The sequence below is a fragment of the Neisseria sp. P0021.S006 genome (assembly GCF_051956895.1).
Genome location: NZ_JBQCWZ010000038.1, coordinates 1 through 21,824 on the forward strand (window position 1 = coordinate 1; position 21,824 = coordinate 21,824).

General features: G+C 47.4%; 21 protein-coding genes. 10 read left to right on the top strand and 11 right to left on the bottom strand.

The window, feature by feature from the left end; genetic code table 11:
- The coding region (locus ACTHUM_RS08630; RefSeq protein WP_440402823.1) for a DUF4298 domain-containing protein at positions 1-158 on the top strand (158 nt) is incomplete at its 5' end.
- A 54-nt stretch (positions 159-212) separates the two neighbouring features.
- Here ACTHUM_RS08630 and ACTHUM_RS08635 read toward each other — a convergent pair.
- From ACTHUM_RS08635 to ACTHUM_RS08655, 5 genes are all read right to left on the bottom strand, one after another.
- The gene (locus tag ACTHUM_RS08635) at positions 213-824 is read right to left on the bottom strand and encodes an IMPACT family protein (RefSeq protein ID WP_440361243.1); all 612 of its coding nucleotides are present in this window, start codon (positions 822-824) and stop codon (positions 213-215) included.
- A 61-nt stretch (positions 825-885) separates the two neighbouring features.
- On the bottom strand, positions 886-1,818 hold the full coding sequence (locus tag ACTHUM_RS08640; protein ID WP_049335686.1) for an electron transfer flavoprotein subunit alpha/FixB family protein: 933 nt from the start codon (positions 1,816-1,818) through the stop codon (positions 886-888).
- Between the two features lie 10 nt (positions 1,819-1,828).
- On the bottom strand, positions 1,829-2,578 hold the full coding sequence (locus ACTHUM_RS08645; protein ID WP_003686610.1) for an electron transfer flavoprotein subunit beta/FixA family protein: 750 nt from the start codon (positions 2,576-2,578) through the stop codon (positions 1,829-1,831).
- A 186-nt stretch (positions 2,579-2,764) separates the two neighbouring features.
- Entirely contained in the window at positions 2,765-3,733 is a 969-nt protein-coding gene (waaC, locus tag ACTHUM_RS08650) for a lipopolysaccharide heptosyltransferase I (RefSeq protein ID WP_049335684.1), read from the bottom strand.
- A gap of 46 nt (positions 3,734-3,779) precedes the next feature.
- Positions 3,780-4,415, bottom strand: coding sequence for a nicotinamidase (locus ACTHUM_RS08655; protein WP_049335681.1), 636 nt, complete (start codon positions 4,413-4,415; stop codon positions 3,780-3,782).
- Between the two features lie 170 nt (positions 4,416-4,585).
- On the opposite strand from ACTHUM_RS08655, the gene tsaA reads away from it, so the two are divergent.
- Positions 4,586-5,260, top strand: coding sequence for a tRNA (N6-threonylcarbamoyladenosine(37)-N6)-methyltransferase TrmO (tsaA, locus tag ACTHUM_RS08660; protein WP_049335679.1), 675 nt, complete (start codon positions 4,586-4,588; stop codon positions 5,258-5,260).
- 95 nt (positions 5,261-5,355) lie between these two features.
- On the opposite strand, the gene gap is transcribed toward tsaA, so the two are convergent.
- Complete coding sequence (gene gap / locus ACTHUM_RS08665) at positions 5,356-6,360, bottom strand: type I glyceraldehyde-3-phosphate dehydrogenase (RefSeq protein WP_049335677.1); 1,005 nt, start codon at positions 6,358-6,360, stop codon at positions 5,356-5,358.
- Positions 6,361-7,012: 652 nt separating this feature from the next.
- On the opposite strand from gap, the gene lpxC reads away from it, so the two are divergent.
- Positions 7,013-7,927, top strand: a complete 915-nt coding sequence (lpxC, locus tag ACTHUM_RS08670) for a UDP-3-O-acyl-N-acetylglucosamine deacetylase (protein WP_049335675.1) — start codon at positions 7,013-7,015, stop codon at positions 7,925-7,927.
- Positions 7,928-8,164: 237 nt separating this feature from the next.
- Here the strand turns inward: lpxC and ggt are convergent, their stop codons facing one another.
- The gene (ggt, locus tag ACTHUM_RS08675) at positions 8,165-9,934 is read right to left on the bottom strand and encodes a gamma-glutamyltransferase (protein ID WP_049335672.1); all 1,770 of its coding nucleotides are present in this window, start codon (positions 9,932-9,934) and stop codon (positions 8,165-8,167) included.
- Positions 9,935-10,416: 482 nt separating this feature from the next.
- On the opposite strand from ggt, the gene gnd reads away from it, so the two are divergent.
- Complete coding sequence (gnd, locus tag ACTHUM_RS08680; protein ID WP_004519195.1) at positions 10,417-11,865, top strand: decarboxylating NADP(+)-dependent phosphogluconate dehydrogenase; 1,449 nt, start codon at positions 10,417-10,419, stop codon at positions 11,863-11,865.
- A 195-nt stretch (positions 11,866-12,060) separates the two neighbouring features.
- On the opposite strand, the gene ACTHUM_RS08685 is transcribed toward gnd, so the two are convergent.
- A complete protein-coding gene (locus ACTHUM_RS08685) occupies positions 12,061-13,011 on the bottom strand; it encodes a D-2-hydroxyacid dehydrogenase (RefSeq protein ID WP_004519196.1) in 951 nt (316 codons plus the stop codon).
- Between the two features lie 128 nt (positions 13,012-13,139).
- Between ACTHUM_RS08685 and ACTHUM_RS08690 the strand changes: the two genes are divergently transcribed.
- A complete protein-coding gene (locus tag ACTHUM_RS08690) occupies positions 13,140-13,358 on the top strand; it encodes a DUF2061 domain-containing protein (RefSeq protein ID WP_070826381.1) in 219 nt (72 codons plus the stop codon).
- Positions 13,359-13,522: 164 nt separating this feature from the next.
- Positions 13,523-15,673, top strand: a complete 2,151-nt coding sequence (dinG, locus tag ACTHUM_RS08695) for an ATP-dependent DNA helicase DinG (protein ID WP_049335670.1) — start codon at positions 13,523-13,525, stop codon at positions 15,671-15,673.
- Positions 15,674-15,741: 68 nt separating this feature from the next.
- On the opposite strand, the gene ACTHUM_RS08700 is transcribed toward dinG, so the two are convergent.
- On the bottom strand, positions 15,742-16,197 hold the full coding sequence (locus tag ACTHUM_RS08700) for a GNAT family N-acetyltransferase (protein WP_440361242.1): 456 nt from the start codon (positions 16,195-16,197) through the stop codon (positions 15,742-15,744).
- 166 nt (positions 16,198-16,363) lie between these two features.
- On the opposite strand from ACTHUM_RS08700, the gene ACTHUM_RS08705 reads away from it, so the two are divergent.
- Positions 16,364-16,630, top strand: coding sequence for a DUF3079 domain-containing protein (locus ACTHUM_RS08705; protein WP_003686685.1), 267 nt, complete (start codon positions 16,364-16,366; stop codon positions 16,628-16,630).
- A gap of 82 nt (positions 16,631-16,712) precedes the next feature.
- On the opposite strand, the gene ACTHUM_RS08710 is transcribed toward ACTHUM_RS08705, so the two are convergent.
- Positions 16,713-17,195, bottom strand: a complete 483-nt coding sequence (locus ACTHUM_RS08710; protein WP_049335666.1) for a dihydrofolate reductase — start codon at positions 17,193-17,195, stop codon at positions 16,713-16,715.
- A gap of 197 nt (positions 17,196-17,392) precedes the next feature.
- On the opposite strand from ACTHUM_RS08710, the gene ACTHUM_RS08715 reads away from it, so the two are divergent.
- Complete coding sequence (locus ACTHUM_RS08715) at positions 17,393-18,190, top strand: factor H-binding protein (protein WP_049335665.1); 798 nt, start codon at positions 17,393-17,395, stop codon at positions 18,188-18,190.
- Positions 18,191-18,279: 89 nt separating this feature from the next.
- On the opposite strand, the gene asd is transcribed toward ACTHUM_RS08715, so the two are convergent.
- Entirely contained in the window at positions 18,280-19,395 is a 1,116-nt protein-coding gene (gene asd / locus ACTHUM_RS08720) for an aspartate-semialdehyde dehydrogenase (protein WP_049335663.1), read from the bottom strand.
- A gap of 241 nt (positions 19,396-19,636) precedes the next feature.
- Here asd and ACTHUM_RS08725 point away from each other — a divergent pair, with 241 nt between their 5' ends.
- Both ACTHUM_RS08725 and mltA read left to right on the top strand, forming a co-directional pair.
- The gene (locus ACTHUM_RS08725; RefSeq protein ID WP_004519205.1) at positions 19,637-20,209 is read left to right on the top strand and encodes an RDD family protein; all 573 of its coding nucleotides are present in this window, start codon (positions 19,637-19,639) and stop codon (positions 20,207-20,209) included.
- 89 nt (positions 20,210-20,298) lie between these two features.
- Positions 20,299-21,621, top strand: a complete 1,323-nt coding sequence (gene mltA, locus ACTHUM_RS08730) for a murein transglycosylase A (RefSeq protein WP_004519206.1) — start codon at positions 20,299-20,301, stop codon at positions 21,619-21,621.
- The last annotated feature ends 203 nt before the right edge of the window (positions 21,622-21,824 follow it).

Below are 21,824 nucleotides of genomic sequence, written 5' to 3' on the forward strand. Positions count from 1 at the left end.
AAGCCATTGAAGAAGGGGCAGATGTTGATTTGCGTACACAGGGCGAATACAGCATTATGAGCGAAGATGCCCTATGGAACGCACTGGGGGAATTTCATCAACTGGCTTGGGAACACCTGCGCTCAAGTGTAAATGCTTTAGACAGATACCAAGGCTAAAACTTCAAAGGCCGTCTGAAACTTTTGATTTCTCAAATATGTTCAGACGACCTTTTATTCAAACGGCTTTTCAGTATCTATTTCAATTTGGCGCGTATTTTTCCAAGCAGCAATACAAGCTTCATAATCGGCCAACGCTATTTTCACTGTCAACTTACAATCCAGTTGCAAATCCTGTTCCACAATATCGGCCTGATATTGTTTGGCAATCCGTATAGCCTCATTCAAAACAGGATATTCACACTTCAACCAAACTATCTTTTCGACATTCTTTTCAACAACTTCAGCTATTGCCAGTGCCTGAGCCGTTGATTCCTTATAAGCATGAATCAAACCGGGAACACCCAATAGCGTACCGCCAAAATAGCGCACAACCACAACTAACACATCCGTTACGCCGACAGAATCAATCTGTCCCAGAATAGGGCGGCCTGCACTTCCGGACGGTTCTCCATCATCGTTTGCGCGAAACTGCATTCCATCCACACCCAATCGATAGGCATAGCACCAATGTCGTGCCTTGTGATGTTCTTCCTTTAATGGGTCTAGATACTTCTTTACATCGGCCAAAGTGCGAATCGGATAGGCGTATGCAATGAAGCGACTACCTTTATCTTTAAATTCAGCCTGTGTCGGTGTGGTAATGGTTTTATAGGTCGTAATCATGCCAAAATATTTTCAGACGGCCTTTGTTATAAAAGGCCGTCTGAACGTTTCACGTGAAACATTAGTTTTTCAGTGCTTCAGTCAGTTGAGGTACAACTTCAAACAAATCACCAACCAAGCCGTAATCTGCCACATTGAAAATCGGAGCGTCAGCATCTTTGTTGATGGCAACAATTACTTTACTGTCCTGCATACCGGCAACGTGTTGGATAGCACCGGAAATACCGATAGCAAAGTACAGTTGCGGCGCAACCACTTTACCGGTTTGTCCGACTTGGGCATCGTTTGGCGCATACTCGGCATCCACTGCTGCACGGGATGCCCCAATCGCCGCACCCAAAACATCAGCCAAAGGAGTCAATACTTCATTGAATTTTTCCGCACTACCCAATGCACGGCCACCGGAAACAATCACTTTTGCCTGAGTCAATTCAGGGCGGTCAGACTGGGAAAGTTGACGGTTTACGAAACGGCTCAGGTTTTGAGCAGGCGTTGCCTCAACATTGACCACTTCTGCATTACCGCCTTGTCCGGCAGCATCAAATGCGGTTGCACGGAAAGTCAGCACCAGTTTTTCAGAATTGGATTGAACGGTTTCAAATGCATTACCGGCATAAATCGGACGGACAAATGTCGAGTTATCCACAACTTCGGTTAAATCGGAAACTTGTGGTACATCCAACAGGGCAGCAACCCGGGGCAACAGATTTTTACCAAACGCAGTTGCAGTCGCAGCCACATAGCGGTAATCCGCAGCCAGTTTAACAACCAAAGGCGCTAATTCTTCTGCCAAACCTTCAGCGTAATAGGGCGCATCGGCTACCAAAACTTTCACTACGCCTGCAACCTGTTTTGCCTCTTCAACCACCGCAGCAGCATTACTGCCGGCAACCAATAAATCTACATTACCAAATTTAGTAGCAGCCGTTACCGCATGCAAAGTGGCAGGATTCAAATGTTGGTTATTATGTTCCGCAATAATCAATACGCTCATTTCATACTCCTTAGATCACTTTGGCTTCGTTTTTCAGCTTTTCAACCAATTCGGCAACATCAGCCACTTTTACACCGGCTTGACGTGCTTTAGGTTCGGCAAATTTCACGGTATTCAAACGTGGAGAAATATCCACAGCCAAATCGGCAGGACTTAATTTTTCCAAAGGCTTTTTCTTTGCCGCCATGATATTAGGAAGTTTGACAAAACGTGGTTCGTTCAAACGCAAATCTGCACTGATGACCGCAGGCAGCTTCAATGCAACAGTCTCTTCGCCGCCGTCAATTTCACGGGTTACCAATGCTTCTTCGCCTTCAATTTGCACTTTTGATGCAAAAGTACCTTGAGCCGCATTCAACAACGCAGCCAGCATTTGGGCAACTTGGTTGGCGTCATCGTCAATTGCCTGTTTGCCCAACAGTAAAATTTGCGGATTTTCTTTATCCGCAACAGCTTTCAGCAATTTAGCAACAGCCAAAGGCTCCAACTTCGCATCAGTCTCAACGTGAACCGCACGGTCGGCACCCATCGCCAAAGCAGTACGCAACGTCTCTTCACATTTTTTCTCGCCAAGAGAAACAGCAACAATCTCGCTTACTTTTCCGGCTTCTTTCAGACGGACAGCTTCTTCTACTGCGATTTCATCAAACGGGTTCATCGACATTTTAACATTACCGATATCCACATCGGAACCATCGGCTTTCACACGAACTTTGACGTTGTAGTCCACTACGCGCTTTACTGCGACCAGTGCTTTCATTCAATTCTCCTAAAAAGAATGTCCATCAAATCAAGCATACTGCTTTTGATACATTCTTTATATAAAATCCAATTCGATCTTTCACCAACATGATAAAACCAAATTTGTATAAATCTTGGCAAATAGAGCGGAATTATATCATTTCTAAAGCATTTACTCAGAAAATAAATCCACCCCCTCCAGCAATTATTTACCGTACGCTGCAATACAATCCATCAAGGTTTGATAAACCTCGTCAACATTGGGAATTTGAGCAATACCACCTAAATTTTTTGCATAAGCCGAAACTTGAACGCCGGTCTTGGCCGGATCTGTATCTGTATAAATTCCTACAACAGGCTTTTCCAACGCATTGGCAAGATGCAACAATCCGGTATCTACGCCAATAATACCCTCTGCGTTTTTCAATAAAAATGCAGCCTGTAATAAATTCATTTTGTCGCAAACCGAAGCAAACGGTAAATCGCTTGCAATCTGTTCGGCACGCATTTTTTCGGTTTCATTTCCCCATGGCAGATACACATTGCATTGTTGTTCTTCATTCAACTTTTTCAATAATGCATACCAGTGTTCTACCGGCCATAATTTACTGTCGCGACTGGTTGCATGCAAAGCAACGTAATAGGGGGATTGCAAATTTTTCAGACGGCCTGATTCAGGAACCAACAAACCAAATACCTGCGTTTCAGGCATTGTATAACCAAATGCTTGGGCGAATAATTCACGGTTTCGCCAGACCGCATTTTTACCTTTCGGTACGGCAAATGTTTTACTGTATGCAAAGGCAGCCAAACTTTCACGCGCGCTGTGTTTATCCAAACCGTAAATAGGGGATTTCGCCATTTTGGCAAAGCATGCGCTTTTAATCAGTCCTTGACTATCTAAAACAAAATCAAAAGATTCAGCCTGTAAATCCGTTTTCAGACGGCCTATTTCACGCCATGTTTCAGCCTGAAAAAGGTGTTTGCGCCACTGCCGCCATTTCATTACATGAACCTTTTTGACAAAAGGATGTAAGCGGGCAATATCTGCAAACCCTGCCTCACACAGCCAATGGAGCTCTACCTCAGGACATTGTCGCGCCAAATCTTCAACTGCGGGCAACGTATGAATTAAATCGCCCATACTGGACAAGCGGACAAGTAAAATCTTCATATTTTGGAAAATGTTTCACGTGAAACAACAGAATTTTAAATATAATTTATTGATTATTAATGTATTTTTTTATTTCTTTGGCGTTTTCTAAAATAATAGCCCCGGCAGAATACATTTCCTGCCATGCTGATTCAACCGTTTCCGGAGCAATGCCGCGACAAGCAGCCTGATTGACGATGACTTTCCAAGCCCCGCCTTTAAGCAACTGTAAAACTGTCGTTTTCACACAATAATCCGTTGCCAAACCGCCGACAATGACTGTATCTGCATTTTGACAGCGCAACCATTCGATCAAACCTGTACTGAGCTTTTCTTCAATATCGTGAAAACATGCGCCGTAAGGATGTAACTCAGGATCGACGCCTTTCCAAACGCAATAATCGTATTCTTTGGCTGAAGGCAGGCCATCCAACAAATCATAGCCATATGTTCCAACCATCGCATGCGATACCCAAGTCAAATCCGCATCGGGTAAACCCGTCGGTTTCAACATATCAACAGGATTATCCACAAGCCATTTTGCCGCGGCATGATGCGCATCTTTCGTCATTACGCGTAAATCCGCCAATGCAGCTTGGGCATTGAGTTCATCCGCAATCAGGTGACCTTCGGCAACGGGCAATTCTTTCGGACACAAAGGCGTAAACGTTTTTTGTGCATCTACATCGATAGAAACAATCATGTATTAATATAACCTATTGATTTTATTTTAAATAATTTAAATTATTCATTTATTGCCCATATACGGACATTTGGAATAAATGCTTTGTATTATAACAAATTACTACTACAAAATGTGGGAAAACATCTGTGATATGATGACAGTTTGCACAGAATATTTATCCACAAATTATGTCCTATTCTATTACGCCTATTGCAACCGTTCATTCCCCCTACAAACAAAAATTCGGCATTGCCCGCCAACCCGGTTTGGTTCCTGCAGCAGAAATTTGCATTGAACTCACTCCTGAATTTACCGCAGACAGCGTTCGGGGCTTGGAAGATTTTGACTATGTGTGGATAAGTTTTATTTTCCACGGCGTATTGGATGAAGGTTGGGCGCAAATGGTGCGTCCGCCACGGCTTGGAGGCAAACAAAAAATGGGCGTATTTGCCACGCGCAGCCCGCACCGCCCCAATCATCTCGGTTTATCCCTGCTGAAACTCAAACGCATCGAAACAGGCAAACCTGTCCGCATCTATTGCAGCGGCGCAGACCTATTAGACGGTACTCCGGTAGTGGATATCAAACCCTACATCCCGTTTATCGAATCCAAACCTGACGCATCATCAGGCTTTGTCAGCGGCAAACCTGAAGAATTGAACGTTGTCTGGGCAGAAAGTACGCTTGCAGAACATTTATCCACAGAAGAAAAACATCTCATTGAGCAAAGCATCGCCCAAGATCCTCGTCCTGCCTATCAAGATATTCCTGAACGGATTTATGTAATGAATATTGCGGATTATGAAGTACAGTTTAGGATAGAAAACAAATGTGCCACTGTGATTAAACTATCCACAATCTGATTGCAAATTGAATCTATCTACAAACAAAAGGCCGTCTGAAATATTCAGACGGCCTTTTAATTATCCACAGACTGATTGATTCAGCCTGTTATCCTTTAGATTTTGCTGGCAAAAAATTCCAAGGTACGAACCAATTGGCAAGTGTAAGACATTTCATTGTCGTACCAAGCAACGGTTTTCACCAATTGTTTGTCGCCAACTGTCATCACACGGGTTTGAGTGGCATCGAAGAGTGAGCCGTATTCAATACCGATAACGTCGGAAGATACGATTTGATCTTCAGTGTAGCCTAAAGCATCGTTGGCGGCAGCTTTCATGGCTGCATTGATTTCTTCTTTGGTAACAGGGCGTTCGAGAACAGAAACCAGTTCAGTCAAAGAGCCGGTGGCTACAGGAACGCGTTGGGCAGAACCATCAAGTTTGCCGTTCAATTCAGGGATAACCAAGCCGATGGCTTTAGCGGCACCGGTGCTGTTCGGTACGATATTCAAGGCAGCGGCACGGGCGCGGCGGAAGTCGCCTTTGCGGTGTGGCGCGTCAAGGGTGTTTTGGTCGCCGGTATAAGCGTGGATAGTGGTCATCAGGCCTTCAACAATACCGAATTCTTTTTGCAATACCGCAGCCATAGGGGCCAGACAGTTAGTCGTACAAGAAGCGGCGGAGATGACGGTTTCGCTGCCATCCAAAATATCTTGGTTTACGCCGTATACGACAGTTTTCACATCATTGCCGCCAGGAGCCGAAATTACAACTTTGCGCGCACCGGCACGGATATGGGCTTCCGCTTTGGTTTTATTGGTAAAGAAACCAGTACATTCGAGGACAACGTCCACACCCAGCTCGCCCCAAGGCAATTCTTCAGGATTAGGATTGGCAAATACTTTGATTTCTTTGCCGTTCACAACAATCGCATCATCTTTCAATTCGGCAGAGCCTTCAAAGCGGCCTTGAGTACTGTCGTATTTAAAGAGGTGCAGCAGCATATCGGCAGGAGTCAAGTCGTTAACAGCAACGACTTCGATACCTTGGGCTTTTTCAATTTGACGTAATGCCAGACGACCGATACGGCCAAAACCATTAATCGCTACTTTAATACTCATTTTGCTACTCCTAATTAGATGGAATGGGAAAAATTTTTCAGTAAGGCCATTGTATCCTGAAATAAAATTACTTTCTAGGATTAAAGATAATTACTTTTAAGTTGTTTGATTTAAATAAAGAAAACATGAAATTCTTGTTTGTAGGAAAATATCAGGTAAATCGAATCAGTCCTGAATTTTGATATTTTATTTCATAAAAACCATTTTCCAATCTTAAAAGTTTCATAAGTTTATGGAAATCATAAACTTAGTTCTATTTCCTCCTTATTTTGCCATTTTTGTGTTGATAATTCAGTGTTTTCTTCAAATTATAATATTTTAATTCTTAAAATGATGATTTTGATGAAGAACCAAACTATCTGTGGATAACAGGATAACTTTCTTTAAAAATAATTTGATAATTCATTTTTATCTTTGAAGCCAACCCCAACTGAATGCCGGAATAAAAAAGGATAGAATCTTAGTTCTTCTATTTTTCTGTGGATAAAACCCAAATTACCCACTTCAATTTCACATGCTATTGTGGATAATTAAAATTTTGAAATTCACACCCGCAAAACATCCATATTGGCAAATACTATTAAAAATGATGGCTTGTTTTTTCCTTTTTAACGTATCATTTGCCCATCAGACTTTTTAAAAGGAAGCAATTATGTTGCAACGGACTTTAGCCAAATCAGTAAGCGTTACCGGCGTCGGCCTGCATTCGGGCGAAAGGGTCGCTCTGACTTTGCATCCTGCCGAAGAAAACAGCGGTATTTCGTTCCGCCGTACTGATTTAAGTGGGGAAATGGGCGAAGTAATCAAATTGAATCCTTATTTGATCAACGATACCCGCCTCTCTTCAACCATCGTTACCGATAAAGGCGTACGCATCGGCACGATTGAACACATTATGTCGGCATTGTCTGCCTACGGCATTGACAATGCCTTGATTGAATTGAACGCGCCTGAAATTCCGATTATGGACGGCTCCAGCCTGCCGTTTATTTACCTTTTACAAGATGCAGGCGTGGTGGATCAAAAAGCCCAAAAACGTTTTTTGAGAATCCTCAAACCTGTTGAAATCAAAGAAACCGGAAAATGGGTACGCTTTACGCCTTATGACGGTTTTAAAGTTACTTTAACCATCGAATTTGACCATCCCGTATTCAACCGCAGCGCACCTACTTTCGAGATTGATTTTGCAGGAAAATCCTATATCAATGAGATTGCCCGCGCCCGTACCTTCGGCTTTATGCACGAAGTGGAAATGATGCGCGCCCATAATCTCGGACTGGGCGGCAATTTGAACAACGCCATCGTGATTGACGACATGGACGTTTTGAATCCGGAAGGTTTGCGCTATCCCAATGAATTTGTCCGCCACAAAATCCTGGATGCAATTGGCGATTTGTACATTGTCGGCCATCCGATTATCGGCGCATTTGAAGGTTACAAATCAGGTCATGCCATCAATAATGCACTGTTGCGTGCCGTTTTGGCAGATGAAAGCGCTTACGAATGGGTTGAGTTTGCCAATGACGAAGACTTGCCCAGCGCTTTTCACGAGCTGCCGGCAGCCTGATAGAAAATAGATAAAGCAGTCCAATGAAAAGACCGTCTGAACCTTTCAGACGGCCTAAATCATGTTGTTTTCCACAAGTAATTATCCACATATTCATCCCTTTTATCTTATTGAAAAATAGAAATATTAAAATTTAATGTTATTCTTATACACATCTTATCCATATATTTTCCCAAACTAAAAAGGCCGTCTGAAACGAAGCTGTTCAGACGGCCTTTTTCATGTCAACCGACAAAATCAATCGCCCATGACTTTGCCTTCACGGCGCGGGTCGGCGCCGCCGAGTAAACCTTCTTTGCCGATCACAATGCCTTGCACGCCGGAATTCAAATCGCGGATTTGAACTTTATAGCCCAATTTTTCCAACGCAGCTGCTTTATCCGCCGCAGCGGTTTTATCCTCGATCTCATACTGGCTGCCGCGATTAAGCATATTCGGCAGAGAGATTGCCGCCTGAATGTCCATGCCCCAGTCGATATGCGCCACCAGCGTTTTGGCAACGAAACCGATGATGCGGCTGCCACCCGGCGAACCGACTGCCATATAAGGTTTTCCGTCTTTCATCACAATGGTCGGCGCCATCGAAGAACGCGGACGTTTTCCACCAGCAACGCTATTTGCCACCGTTTTACCATCCTCTCCGACAGGATTGAAGGCAAAATCGGTTAATTCGTTGTTGAGCAGATAACCGTTTGCCATCAGCCCCGAACCGAACGCGTTTTCAATCGAAGTCGTCATCGATACAACGTTACCGTCTTTATCCACAACCACCAAATGGCTGGTGGACGGCAGCTCGACCGCCATGCCCTGCGCGTATGCTTTGCCAAACTTGCCTGCCTGAATAGTTTCCAATGCCTTGTCAGCCTTGCGGATTTCTTCGGCACGCGGTTTCAAATAAGCTTGAGAAATCATGGCACGGGTCGGAACGTTTACAAACTTGGGATCGCCGACATAATAATCACGGTCGGCAAAAGCAATCCGCGACGCATCGCCTATCCAGCGCCAACTGTGGATATTTTCCGATCCCAACGCTTTCATATCCTGATTCTGCAATACGCCCAAAATCTGCCCCAAAGCGATTGCGCCGGAACTTGGCGCGCCCATGCCGCAAACTTCATATTCACGATACGGCGCACAAACCGGCTTACGCTCGATAACTTGATAGTTTTTCAAATCCGCCATGCTGATTTTGCCAGGATTATCCACAGCACTGGTAACGGCACGAACAATATTCTGCGCCTGCATTCCCTGATAAAACGGCGCACTGCCTTTTTCCGCCAATAGACGTACGGAACGCGCAAATTCAGGGTTTTTCAACACCGTTCCCGCAGCCAAAGGTTTGCCGTCAGGCAGGAAGTAAGCGGCGGTTTGCGGATAACGTTGCAAGGGTTCCAAATTTTGCTCGATGGATTTCGCCATACGCGGAGAAACAGCAAAACCTTGTTCCGCCAAAGTAATCGGTTTCTCAAACAAACTTGCCCACGGTAATTTGCCGTAACGCTTGTGGACATCTTCGAGCAGCTTTGGAATCCCCGGCACACCGACCGAACGGCCGCCGACCACTGCTTTCATAAAGCCCATCGGTTTGCCGTTTTCGTCCAAGAAAAGCCCCGGCGTTGCCGCTTTCGGCGCCGTTTCACGGGCATCAAACGTCGTCAGCTTTTTCGCCTTATTGTCCCAATACACCAAAAACGCACCGCCGCCCAATCCGGAAGACTGCGGCTCAACCAGTCCCAAAGTTGTCTGCATGGCAATCATCGCATCTATCGCACTGCCGTCGCGCTTCAAAATTTCATAACCGGCTTCAGTTGCCAGCGGATTGGCAGACGCCGCCATATAATGTTTGGCGCGGATTAATTTCTGCTCCGTCAGACCTGTTCCTTGCTCCGGCGCATGGTTGTCCACAGATACAGAGGGCAGGGAAACTTGGGGCTTTTGAACCGGCTGTTGCGCACAAGCGGCCAAAATCAAAACGGATAACAGTTTAATACTAAAGGAAAACTTCATATGCACACCCTTATTGACATATTTTCAGACGGCCTTTTCCCAGCTTAAATAAAAGGAAATATGAAAATAGCTTGAAATAAAAAACCATTTGACTATTTCTCTAGTCAATCAGTTCCAATTGGAGAAGTATAAAACAAGCTAAGATTGTGCACAGGCAAAAAGTTACCCACAGAATGGAGCGGCAGGAAAATTTTATCCACATCTGCAAACAAGGCCGACCTTACTTTATCCTCATCAAAAAATATTAGCTAAGTATTTGAAAATTTTTTGTAATCAAAGTTATCAACAATCTGTAGCAGCACTCAATATCATCTTCTATTTATTATTTAAAATCTAAATTATAGTTTATTTTCCTAAAGGCAAAGGCCGTCTGAAACGTAAAGGCATCTTTTCAAAAAATTAAAAAGTTAAGGATTGTTAAAAACGTGTAAATCAGCTAGAGTTACGCTAGATAAAATTAATCAATAACGGAGTTTCACAAAATGAAAGGCGACATTGGCGTAATCGGCCTTGCCGTAATGGGGCAAAACCTGATTCTCAACATGAACGACAACGGCTTTAAAGTTGTCGCATACAACCGGACGACTAGCAAAGTAGATGATTTTTTAAACGGCGCAGCCAAAAATACCAATATTATCGGTGCATATTCACTGCAAGATCTGGTTAATAAATTAGAAAAACCACGCAAAATCATGATGATGGTACGCGCTGGTTCTGTTGTGGACGACTTTATCGAGCAACTTGTCCCGCTTTTGGACCAAGGCGACATTATTATTGACGGCGGCAACGCCAACTATCCCGATTCCACCCGCCGCACCCACGAGCTGGCGGCAAAAGGTATCCGCTTTATCGGTGCCGGTGTATCCGGCGGTGAAGAAGGCGCGCGTCACGGTCCTTCTATCATGCCCGGCGGCGATGAAGCCGCATGGCCTGCCGTCAAACCGATTTTCCAAGCCATCTCCGCCAAAACGCCTCAAGGCGAACCTTGCTGCGACTGGGTCGGCCGTGACGGTGCGGGCCACTTCGTCAAAATGGTGCACAACGGCATCGAATACGGCGACATGCAGTTGATTTGCGAAGCGTACCAATTCATGAAAGACGGTTTGGGCCTGTCTTATGACGAAATGCACCAAATCTTCAACGAGTGGAACAAAACCGAACTGGATTCTTATCTGGTCGAAATTACCGCCGCGATTTTGGGTTACAGAGATGAAAACGGCGAACCTTTGGTCGAAAAAATCCTCGATACCGCAGGTCAAAAAGGTACAGGTAAATGGACCGGCATCAATGCCCTCGATTTGGGTATCCCGTTGACCCTGATTTCCGAAGCCGTATTTGCACGTTGCGTGTCCGCGTTTAAAGACCAACGCACCCAAGCAAACAGCCTGTTTGGCAAAACCATTACCCCGATTGAAGGCGACAAAGCCGCATGGGTCGAAGCCCTACGCCAAGCCCTGTTGGCATCCAAAATCATTTCTTATGCACAAGGCTTTATGCTGATCCGCGAAGCCAGCGAAAACAACGATTGGGCATTGAATTACGGCAATACTGCCCTCTTGTGGCGCGAAGGCTGCATTATCCGCAGCGCGTTCTTGGGCAACATCCGCGACGCATACGAGGCCAATCCTGATTTGGTCTTCTTGGGTTCCGATCCTTATTTCAAAGGCGTATTGGAAATTTGTCTGCCTGCATGGCGTAAAGTGGTGGCCAAAGCGATTGAGTGCGGTATTCCGATGCCTTGCATGGCTTCCGCAATTACCTTCCTTGACGGCTACACTTCCGAGCGTCTGCCCGCCAACCTGCTGCAAGCCCAACGCGACTACTTCGGCGCGCACACTTACGAGCGTACCGACAAACCGCGCGGCGAGTTTTTCCATACCAACTGGACAGGCAAGGGCGGCGATACCGCTTCAACCACATACGATATTTAATTTGCCCGGGCAAACAAAAGGCCGTCTGAGTATTTCAGACGGCCTTTTTATAGGGTTATCCACAATGAAGAATGAAATGATTTAATCTACTTGATAGATAACTTTATGAAATAAATAAAGATAAATAAAGGCCGTCTGAATATTTCAGACGGCCTTTAAAATTGTTCACAACCTTATCAACAGGTTTTCCATAGATTAAACCAGATTTTGCGGATTGCCGGCCACGAAGCGGTTGATGTTATCCAAAAGGATGTCAAACAGGCGGTTTGCGGCTTCTTGGCTTGCCCATGCAATGTGTGGCGTGACGATGAGGTTGGGCAGTCGGGCTTTCAGCAGAGGGTTGCCGTCGCGCGGCGGCTCTTGTGTCAACACGTCAAAACCTGCACCGCCGATTTGGCCGTATTTCAACGCCGCAACCAAAGCGGCTTCATCGACCAAGCCGCCGCGCCCGCAGTTGATGAGGATGGCGCCGGGTTTCATTTGTTGCAATTCGGCTTCGCCTATCATGTTTGCCGTTTGCGGTGTGAGTGGACAATTAAGCGACACGACATCGGCGGAGCGGATGGCTTCGTCAAAGGAAACATAGCCGTCGCGGACGCTTTGGGCATTTTTATGTTCGGCGAACACGACATTCATTTTGAAAGCCTGAGCATAAGTTGCCAGTGTTTTACCGATATTGCCGCGACCGAAAATCGCCAGCGTTTTGCCGTTCAAATCGCGCATCGGTGCGCCGAGGTAGCAGAAAAACGGCGAGTTTTCCCACAAGCCTGCCGCAACGTCGCGCTGGTAGGCAGGCAGGTTGCGCATCAGGGTAATCATCATCATAAACGCGTGTTCCGCCACGGATTCATTGCCGTAAGCGCGGATATTGCACACTGCCGTACCATTTTGTTTGGCGGCCTCAACGTCCACATTGTTGACGCCCGTCGCGGCTAGCGCAATCAGTTTGAGCTGCGGGTTGGCGGCGATGTGTTCGGCGGAAATCACGACTTTGTTGGTAATGATGATGTCCGCACCCCGTATGCGCGCCAGCGTTTCGTGCGCTTCGGTTGTGCCGTAGCTGCTTAATGTGTGTGGAAAATCAAATTCAAACGGGCGATTGACGAGGGTATCGCGGTCGAGGACGACAATTTGGAGCGGATTCATAAAATTCCTATCAAAAATAAAATATCGATTTATAAAATCTAAATTAGGATAAAGGATTTAAAATATACGTGTTAGTTGATAATAATTATTATGTAGCTATTAAAACATCAATGTATCAGGAAAACAGCATGATTAAAACCATTACATTTGCTATTTTGCATTTCAGCGTCGCATTTAGTGTCGCCTATATTCTGACCGGCAGTATCGGCGTTTCCAGCGCGGTGGCTTTGGTCGAACCCATCGTCAATACCGTCGTCTTTTATTTTCATGAAAAAGCGTGGAACCGCTACGAGAAAAACAAATCCGAAAAGCAAAAATTGTGGGTGCCTCTGCATCAGTGCGGCTAAAGTTTCAGACGGCCTTTTGCTTGGTTAAAACCGATTATGGTTTTTCGGTTCGTCCATTGCCATCAAAATGCCAAACCCTAAAATAGAGTAAGACTTTACGAAGGCTTCATTAAGGTAAAAATGCTAAAATACGCTATTCTTGCAAACCCATTCAGACGGCCTCAATGCTCACCGATTTAGAAAAAAACGCCATCCGCGACCATTACCAAAACATTGGCAAAAACCTGCCCGGTTTCCGTCCGCGCGCTTCGCAGCGGGAAATGATTGCGGCGATTGCCAACGCTTTTTCGCGGACGTTGACGCGTGAAGAAGGCGAAGAAGCGCCCAAACGCGAGGGTGAGAGCATTGCCGTGATCGAAGGGCCGACCGGTGTGGGTAAATCGTTGGCCTACCTTTTGGCCGGCGGCATCATGGCGCAAACGCGCGGCAAATGGTTGATCGTCAGCAGTGCGACGGTGGCTTTGCAGGAGCAGTTGGTTGACCGCGATTTGCCGTTTCTGGTCGAAAAAAGCGGTTTGGAGCTGACCTTTGCGCTTGCCAAGGGACGCGGCCGTTATCTTTGCCCCTACAAACTCTATCAACTGACGCAAAACAATGCCCAGCAAAACCTGCTTGGTTTTGAAGCGCCGGAAGTGTTGTGGGACAGCAAACCCAAGCCTGAAGAATTGAACCTGCTGCGCGACATTGCCGATGAATTTTCCGCCCGCCGCTTTAATGGCGACCGCGACACTTGGCCGGAAAAAATCGATGACACGATTTGGCTCAAAGTGACCAACGACCGCCACGGCTGCCTGAAATCCGCCTGTCCCAACCGTCCGGAATGCCCGTTTTACCTGGCACGCGATGTCTTGGAAACCGTCGATGTCGTCGTTGCCAATCACGATCTTCTGCTTGCCGACATCAGTATGGGCGGCGGCGTGATTCTGCCTGCGCCTGAAAACAGTTTCTATTGCATAGACGAAGCGCACCACCTGTCCAAAAAAGCCCTCAGCCGCTTTGCCGCCGAACATTCATGGAATATTGCCGTTTGGACGCTGGAAAAACTGCCGCAGCTTACCGGCAAAATTGCCGCGCTGACCGATAAAGCCGAACTTGCCAACCTTGCTGACGAAGCTGCCACATCCTTGCTCGATAGCCTGCATGAATGGCAGTTCCATTTGGCGGAAGAGCCGTCTTTAAGTCTGGGGTCGTCTGAAAACGACAGGCGGAAACACAACGAACCGACTTGGCTGTGGGAAGACGGCAAAATCCCCGAAGGCCTGGAAACCACAGTTTCCAATACGGCCATTGCTGCGCGCAGCCTGCTCAAACACGTTATCGGCCTGAACGATGCGCTTTCCGCCGCGCGCCGCGAAAAAGAGCAGGACGGCGCGCTCCTCGACCGTCTGACCAGCGAGTTCGGCCTTTTTATCGCCCGTATCGAACAAATCAGCGCGGTTTGGGATTTGCTCTCCACCGTTCCCATTGAAGGCGAAGAGCCGTTGGCGAAATGGATAACCCGCCGTGCCGACGACAAAAACGACTACATTTTCAACGCCAGCCCCATCAGCAGCGCATCCCACCTTGCCAACAGCCTGTGGCGGCACGCGGCAGGCGCAGTGTTGACTTCGGCCACCCTGCAATCGCTCGGCAGCTTCAACCTGATTTTGCGCCAAACAGGCCTATTATGGTTGCCCGAAACCACCACGCTTGCATTGGAAAGCCCGTTTAATTTCGATGCGCAAGGCGAGCTGTATATTCCGCCGGTTCAAGCCAGCCCCAAAGACCCTGATGCGCATACGGCCGCCATTGTCGAATGGTTGCCGAAGCTGGTTTCGCCGGTTGAAGCCATCGGTACGCTGGTGTTGTTTTCCTCGCGCAAGCAAATGCAGGATGTCGCCTTACGACTGCCTGACGAATACTTACCGCTTCTGCTTGTGCAGGGCGAGTTGCCCAAGGCCGTTCTTTTACAAAGGCACCATCAAGCTATTGCCGAAGGTAAAGCCAGCATTATTTTCGGCCTCGACAGTTTTGCCGAAGGCCTCGACCTGCCCGGTACGGCCTGCGTGCAAGTCATTATTGCCAAGCTGCCGTTTGCGATGCCGGACAATCCCATCGAGAAAACCCAAAACCGTTGGATTGAACAACGCGGCGGCAATCCTTTTATCGAAATTACGGTGCCCGAAGCCAGCATCAAACTGATCCAAGCTGTCGGCCGCCTTATCCGTACCGAACAGGATTACGGCCGCGTGACCATCCTCGACAACCGCGTCAAAACGCAACGCTACGGCCAACAATTATTGGCTTGTCTGCCGCCGTTTAAGCGGATAGGGTAGTTGTGGATAATTCAAAGGCAGAGGCCGTCTGAAATCAAATGTTCAGACGGCCTTTTATTCTTTTCAAACTATAAATCCAATTTCATGACGGATACGGTTTCCCCGTTGTGCCAAGTCTGCGTGATTTCTTTCCAGCCGAACTTTTCATACACGGCTTGCACATCCGGCGTATAGAGAAACAGATGCGGCAAACTCAGTTCGCGTGCTTTATCCAGACAAAACGAAACCAGCTGCCTGCCTACGCCCAAACCGCGAAATTGCGGCAAAACGAACACATCGCCCAGCCAATATTCGTGTTCGGGAAAACACGCCATATCAAACCGCTTTAATGCTGCCGAACCCATCAGCCGCCCTTCATTATTCACAGCCGCAAACGCCAGCGGCAAGTTATCCCCATCAAGGCACTGCGCGTAATACGCACGGATTTTGTCCAGAGACGACCACGGCGCAAAATCGTGCCACTCCTCAAACAGCGCGAGGGCTAAAGGCTCGACAAATTCAGGCTTCAGACGGCATATGTTCATATCGGGTCCTTTTGTTGTACCGCGTAGGGATTATTTTTGCAGTATAGGCCGTCTGAAAGGTTAACACATCTTAAAAAATCAGCGTAAAACACGATAAACCCGCCGCCAGTCCCATTCAAATCACTTATAATTCTGCCGTACCGCACACAAACAAAAGAAGAACATCATGGCCAAGAAATTTCCCATTTTCCCGAAAAATCCCGAGCGTATCTGCTGGGGTTGCGACAAATATTGCAAAGAGGACGATTTGCAATGCGGCAACGGTTGCGAGCGTATCCAACATCCCATCGAGTTGGACGGCCGCGACTGGTATAAAAAAGGCGACTGGAGCAATTTGTTGAGCGAAGAGCAGCAAATTGAACTTGGACTGAAAGAAGCGCCCAAGCCGGCCAAACCGCATATCAAACTGCCTTTGAAAAATAAAACAGCTTAAACGGTATGCCGTAAATAAACGAAATAAAAAGGCCGTCTGAAACCTGAAAAACAGGATTTCAGACGGCCTTTGTGCTGTCGGATTATGCCTTCACATAATGCACAAACGCGTATTCGATGCCTTTGGCGGAAACATGGTTTTCCCAAGAAGCTTCTTGCCATGTTTCTGTGGAAAACTCAGGAAAAAACGCATCGCCGTCCACATCCAAACCGACTTCGGTCAAACGCAAATCCGTGGCAATCGGCAGGGCTTGTGCATAAATTTGCGCGCCGCCCATGATGATGACTTCTTCAACCCCCTGACACAAAGCCAGCGCATCTTCCAAAGAGGCCGCCGTTTGCGCGCCTTCGGCCTGATAATCTTGGCGGGTGATGACGATATTTTGACGGCCGGGCAGCGGTTTGCGCGGCAGCGACTCCCATGTTTTGCGGCCCATAATGACGGGTTTGCCGTTAGTGTAGGATTTGAAAAAGGCAAAATCCTCGGGCAAATGCCAAGGCATGGTGTTGTTGATGCCGATACAGCGGCGGGCGGCATAGGCGGCGATAAGGGTGATTTTAGGCATAATGAAATCCGTTTGCAAAATAGAATGATTATAGCGGAAGGGAGGCGGGAAGGACTGAATGCCCGATATTATAAAAATGTTTCAACATTTATAAAATCAATATTCAAAATACTTAATTTTGACAAAAATCATTTATTGTTCATTTTTTTAGGTATATGATAAATATCATATCAAATAAAAAAGGAAAGGAAAAAATGATGAGAACCCTCTGTATTTCTGCTTTGACTGCCTCCCTGTCTTTGATGTTGACTGCCTGCGGCGGCGCAACAAGCGGCTTGTCGAATGCCGTGACCGAGCCGCTCAATCCGCATCCGAAAGGCGTGTTGTCCGTTGAATTGAACGAATCCGTCCCTGAAAACGGTACGTTGGAGCTGACCGCCAACGGTAAAACGCAAACCCTGCAAAAAGGCGGCAAACTCGATACCGGCTTTTTGAAAACCGATAAAGTATCTTCTTACGACTACGCCCAAAAAATCAAGGTAAACGGTCAAGTCATCACTTTGGAAACGGGCGATTTCCAAGTGTATAAACAAAATTATTCCACTGTTGCCGCGCGTTACGCCAAACAAAAAGCCGATGACGCAGGCAAGCTGCAAAACCTCGATACATACATATTTACCGTCGGCGAAGTCCAAGGCGATGAAACAGCGTATCGCAATTTACCCAAACAAGGCAGCTATCAGTATTCGGGGATCGCGTTTAACGGCGACGACCGCAGCGGCCGTCTGAAATACACTGTCGATTTCGATAAAAAACAAGGTTACGGCAAAATCAGCAGCATGGCTTCCCACAATAATGTCGACCTGCTTGCCGCAGGCATTGCCAATAACAACGGAAAAGCCGCCATCAGCGGTAAAACCAGTTTGAACGGTATCGAAAACGGCCGTTACGATTTGAAACTCTTCGGCCCGCAGGCTGAAGAAATTGCCGGTAAGGCGCAAATCAAAGTTGGCGATTCCACCAAAGAAATCGGTTTGGCCGGTAAAAAAGAATAGGAAACAAGGCCGTCTGAAAGGTTCAGACGGCCTTTTTGTGACAAAAAAAGCAACGGCCCAAACCGTTGCTTTTTTCATGCCAACCTAAATTACAGGCTGCCCAAGATAATGCGCAATACGCGGCGCAACGGCTCGGCAGCGCCCCACAAGAGTTGGTCGCCGACAGTGAATGCGCTGATGTATTCGCCGCCCATGCCCAGTTTGCGGATGCGTCCGACAGGGACGGACAGCGTGCCGGTGACTTTGGCGGGCGTCAGCTCGTGGATGCTGGCTTCTTTTTCGTTGGGGATGACTTTCACCCAATCGTTCGCGCCTGCCAAAATCGCTTCAATTTCAGAAACGGGTAGATCTTTTTTCAGCTTCAGGGTGAGGGCTTGGCTGTGGCAGCGCATAGAGCCGATGCGTACGCACAAGCCGTCAATCACGGTCGGATTGTCGCTGCGGCCGAGGATTTTGTTGGTTTCCACGCCGCCTTTCCATTCTTCTTTGGACTGGCCGTTGCCCAAGTCCACGTCAATCCACGGAATCAGGCTGCCGGCGAGCGGTACACCGAAGTTGGCTTTCGGATAATCTTCGCTGCGCAGGAAATCGGACACTTTGCGGTCGATGTCGAGAATCGCGCTGGAAGGATCGGCAAGCTCGTCTGCCACTTTGGCGTGAATCGCGCCCATGCCGTTGATGAGTTCGCGCATGTTTTTCGCACCCGCGCCGGAAGCGGCTTGATAGGTCATGCTGGTTGCCCATTCGACCAAATCGTTTTGGAACAAACCGCCCAAAGCCATCAACATCAGGGAAACGGTACAGTTGCCGCCGATGTAGTTTTTCACGCCGTTTTTGAGGCCGTTGTCGATGACGTTGCGGTTGACAGGGTCGAGGACGATAATCGCGTCGTCTTTCATGCGCAGGGAAGAAGCCGCGTCAACCCAGTAGCCGTTCCAGCCACTGTCGCGCAGGGGTTGGAAGACGGATTTGGTGTAATCGCCACCCTGACAAGTAACGATGATGTCCATTTTTGCCAATTCGGCAACATCGTTGGCATCCAACAATGTTTTGGCTGCCTGACCGAAATCAGGGGCATCGCCGCCGACGTTGGAAGTGGTAAAGAAAAATGCTTCGGGAATGTGGGCGAAGTCGTTTTCTTCTTTCATACGCTGCATCAAAACAGAGCCGACCATACCGCGCCAGCCGACAAAACCTACTTTCATGTGTTACTCCTTACAAAGAAAATCCGGATAAGTTTATAGTGCATTAACAAAAATCGGAACGGCATCGCCTGCCGTTTTGTTCAGACTTTTGTTAACCCACTATAAAAAAGGGGAAAACAAACGTTTTAACGCCGTCTGCGGAAAATGTAAAGGTTTTTATCGAAATTTTTTAGAATGATGGAAAAATAGGTTAAGATGGCAATGAAATTGCATCTCATTAAATAGCACAGAGGAAGATTAAATGAGCGAAATCAATTTGTCGGATTTGCCTAAAACAGAAATAGTAGATGTCCATATTGCTTCGCCGGGGGCGAGGGTTGCGGCATATTTGTTGAATAATCTGTTTACTTTTTTGATATGGTTGCCATTCATCGTGATGGTAGTTTTCACTTTAGATGAAAGCAAAAAATTAGTTTCGGAATCTTCTCTTTTTAATACCCCTGAATATTTTGCCATAACATTTTTTATTTCTTTGGCTGTTTATTTGGTTTTTGGTATTGTCCAACTGTATTACATGAGCCGGGACGGTCAGTCTTTAGGTAAAAAAATTATGGGCATCCGGGTGTTAAAAAATGACGGAAGCAATCCGGGCTTTGAAGGAACGGTTTTAATCCGCGAAGTTGTCTGGGCGCTTGCTGTTGGTGTTGTGGTAACTATTGTATCGTTGGCAATAAGTGACACGGGTGGAAACCTGATTTCTCTGCTTATAGCCTTCATTAACTTCATCATGCTCTTCTCCGTCAAACGCGACCGCCGCACGCTCTACGATATGCTGGCCGATACGGTTGTCGTCAAATTGCCGCCGCGCCGATAAATGGCTTTTTTGTGTTAAAATCAGCACTTTCCAACATAGGCCGTCTGAAAAATAGCTTTCAGACGGCCTTTCGACACGCTATTGATTCCATGAAAAAACATCTGTACCGCATCACGCTCGTCAGTATTGCCGCAGCCATTCTTGCCGCCTGTCCGAGCAAAAGCATTAAAAACCTCCCCGAAACCGACACCAGCGTTATCAAAGGCCCTGACCGCCCCACCGGTACGCCCGATCCCATCGGTACGACAGTGAGTGGGGGAGGAGCAAACTATACCGTAGTTTCCTACAACGAATTGCCGCACTGGGATCTCCAACACTTTACCAAAAGCCTGCAGTCTTTCCGTTTAGGCTGTGAAAAACTTAAAAACCGCCAAGGCTGGCAGGACGTTTGTATCCAAGCCATGCAAACACCGGTGCACCATTTCCAAGCCAAACACTTCTTTGAACGCTATTTCACCGCATGGCGCGTCGATAACGGCGGCAATCCTGCCGGCACCATTACCGGCTATTACGAACCGGTCCTGCACGGCGACGACAAAGCCACAAGCCAATCCCGTTTCCCGATTTACGGCATTCCGAACGATTTTGTTTCCGTTCCGCTGGCTGCAAACTTGAGGGGCAGCAAAGCCACCGTCCGCATCCGCCAAACCGGCCCAAACAGCGGCGTCATCGACAACAGCGGCACATACACGGCCGACTTGTCCAGATTCCCGATTACAGCACGCAGCACTGCGCTGAAAGGCCGTTTTGAAGGCAGCCGTTTTGTTCCTTACCACACCCGCAGCCAAATCAACGGCGGCGCGCTTAACGGCAAAGCGCCGATTTTGGGTTATGCAGATGATCCGGTCGAACTTTTCTTTATGCACATTCAAGGTTCAGGCCGTCTGAAAACACCGTCCGGCAAATACATCCGCGTCGGATTTGCCGATAAAAACGAACATCCGTATGTTTCCATCGGCCGCTATATGGCGGACAAAGGCTATCTGCCGCTGGGTCAGACCAGCATGCAGGGCATCAAGGCCTATATGAAGCAAAACCCCGGCCGTCTTGCCGAAGTTTTGGGACAAAACCCAAGCTACGTCTTCTTCCGCGAGCTGACCGGCAGCAGTGATTCAGGCCCGGTGGGCGCATTGGGTACGCCGTTGATGGGCGAATACGCCGGTGCCATCGACCGTCACTACATCACGCTTGGCGCACCATTATTTGTCGCCACTGCCCATCCGATCACCAAAAAAGCCCTCAACCGCTTAATTATGGCGCAAGATACCGGCAGCGCGATTAAAGGCGCAGTCCGTGTGGATTATTTCTGGGGCTATGGCGACGAAGCAGGCGAAGTGGCCGGTAAAATGAAAACCACCGGCTATGTATGGCAGCTCCTGCCCAACGGCATGAAACCGGAATACCGTCCATAAACAGCGGTTTAAAAAAGGCCGTCTGAAACCAAGATTCAGGTTTCAGACGGCCTTTTTATTTCTATAAAAATGCGGCAGGTTTTAAAAACCTGCCGCGGTATGGGGACATACAGCTCGGACGGTAAGCCGGGTTCTGTCGCGGACAGTCATTCCTCTAGGCACATCATTGCTGGTGTGCTCAAGCAACCTACCCGAACGCTCGG

What these genes read in the sequence shown, in the direction of transcription:
- ACTHUM_RS08655 (WP_049335681.1), bottom strand. Translation starts at nt 4,415, where the DNA reads ATGATTGTTTCTATCGATGTAGATGCACAAAAAACGTTTACGCCTTTG.
- ACTHUM_RS08715 (WP_049335665.1), top strand. Translation starts at nt 17,393, where the DNA reads ATGAGAACCCTCTGTATTTCTGCTTTGACTGCCTCCCTGTCTTTGATG.
- ACTHUM_RS08725 (WP_004519205.1), top strand. Translation starts at nt 19,637, where the DNA reads ATGAGCGAAATCAATTTGTCGGATTTGCCTAAAACAGAAATAGTAGAT.
- ACTHUM_RS08645 (WP_003686610.1), bottom strand. Translation starts at nt 2,578, where the DNA reads ATGAAAGCACTGGTCGCAGTAAAGCGCGTAGTGGACTACAACGTCAAA.
- waaC (WP_049335684.1), bottom strand. Translation starts at nt 3,733, where the DNA reads ATGAAGATTTTACTTGTCCGCTTGTCCAGTATGGGCGATTTAATTCAT.
- ACTHUM_RS08690 (WP_070826381.1), top strand. Translation starts at nt 13,140, where the DNA reads ATGATTAAAACCATTACATTTGCTATTTTGCATTTCAGCGTCGCATTT.
- gap (WP_049335677.1), bottom strand. Translation starts at nt 6,360, where the DNA reads ATGAGTATTAAAGTAGCGATTAATGGTTTTGGCCGTATCGGTCGTCTG.
- ACTHUM_RS08700 (WP_440361242.1), bottom strand. Translation starts at nt 16,197, where the DNA reads ATGAACATATGCCGTCTGAAGCCTGAATTTGTCGAGCCTTTAGCCCTC.
- asd (WP_049335663.1), bottom strand. Translation starts at nt 19,395, where the DNA reads ATGAAAGTAGGTTTTGTCGGCTGGCGCGGTATGGTCGGCTCTGTTTTG.
- tsaA (WP_049335679.1), top strand. Translation starts at nt 4,586, where the DNA reads ATGTCCTATTCTATTACGCCTATTGCAACCGTTCATTCCCCCTACAAA.
- ACTHUM_RS08640 (WP_049335686.1), bottom strand. Translation starts at nt 1,818, where the DNA reads ATGAGCGTATTGATTATTGCGGAACATAATAACCAACATTTGAATCCT.
- dinG (WP_049335670.1), top strand. Translation starts at nt 13,523, where the DNA reads ATGCTCACCGATTTAGAAAAAAACGCCATCCGCGACCATTACCAAAAC.
- mltA (WP_004519206.1), top strand. Translation starts at nt 20,299, where the DNA reads ATGAAAAAACATCTGTACCGCATCACGCTCGTCAGTATTGCCGCAGCC.
- ggt (WP_049335672.1), bottom strand. Translation starts at nt 9,934, where the DNA reads ATGAAGTTTTCCTTTAGTATTAAACTGTTATCCGTTTTGATTTTGGCC.
- gnd (WP_004519195.1), top strand. Translation starts at nt 10,417, where the DNA reads ATGAAAGGCGACATTGGCGTAATCGGCCTTGCCGTAATGGGGCAAAAC.
- ACTHUM_RS08705 (WP_003686685.1), top strand. Translation starts at nt 16,364, where the DNA reads ATGGCCAAGAAATTTCCCATTTTCCCGAAAAATCCCGAGCGTATCTGC.
- lpxC (WP_049335675.1), top strand. Translation starts at nt 7,013, where the DNA reads ATGTTGCAACGGACTTTAGCCAAATCAGTAAGCGTTACCGGCGTCGGC.
- ACTHUM_RS08710 (WP_049335666.1), bottom strand. Translation starts at nt 17,195, where the DNA reads ATGCCTAAAATCACCCTTATCGCCGCCTATGCCGCCCGCCGCTGTATC.
- ACTHUM_RS08685 (WP_004519196.1), bottom strand. Translation starts at nt 13,011, where the DNA reads ATGAATCCGCTCCAAATTGTCGTCCTCGACCGCGATACCCTCGTCAAT.
- ACTHUM_RS08635 (WP_440361243.1), bottom strand. Translation starts at nt 824, where the DNA reads ATGATTACGACCTATAAAACCATTACCACACCGACACAGGCTGAATTT.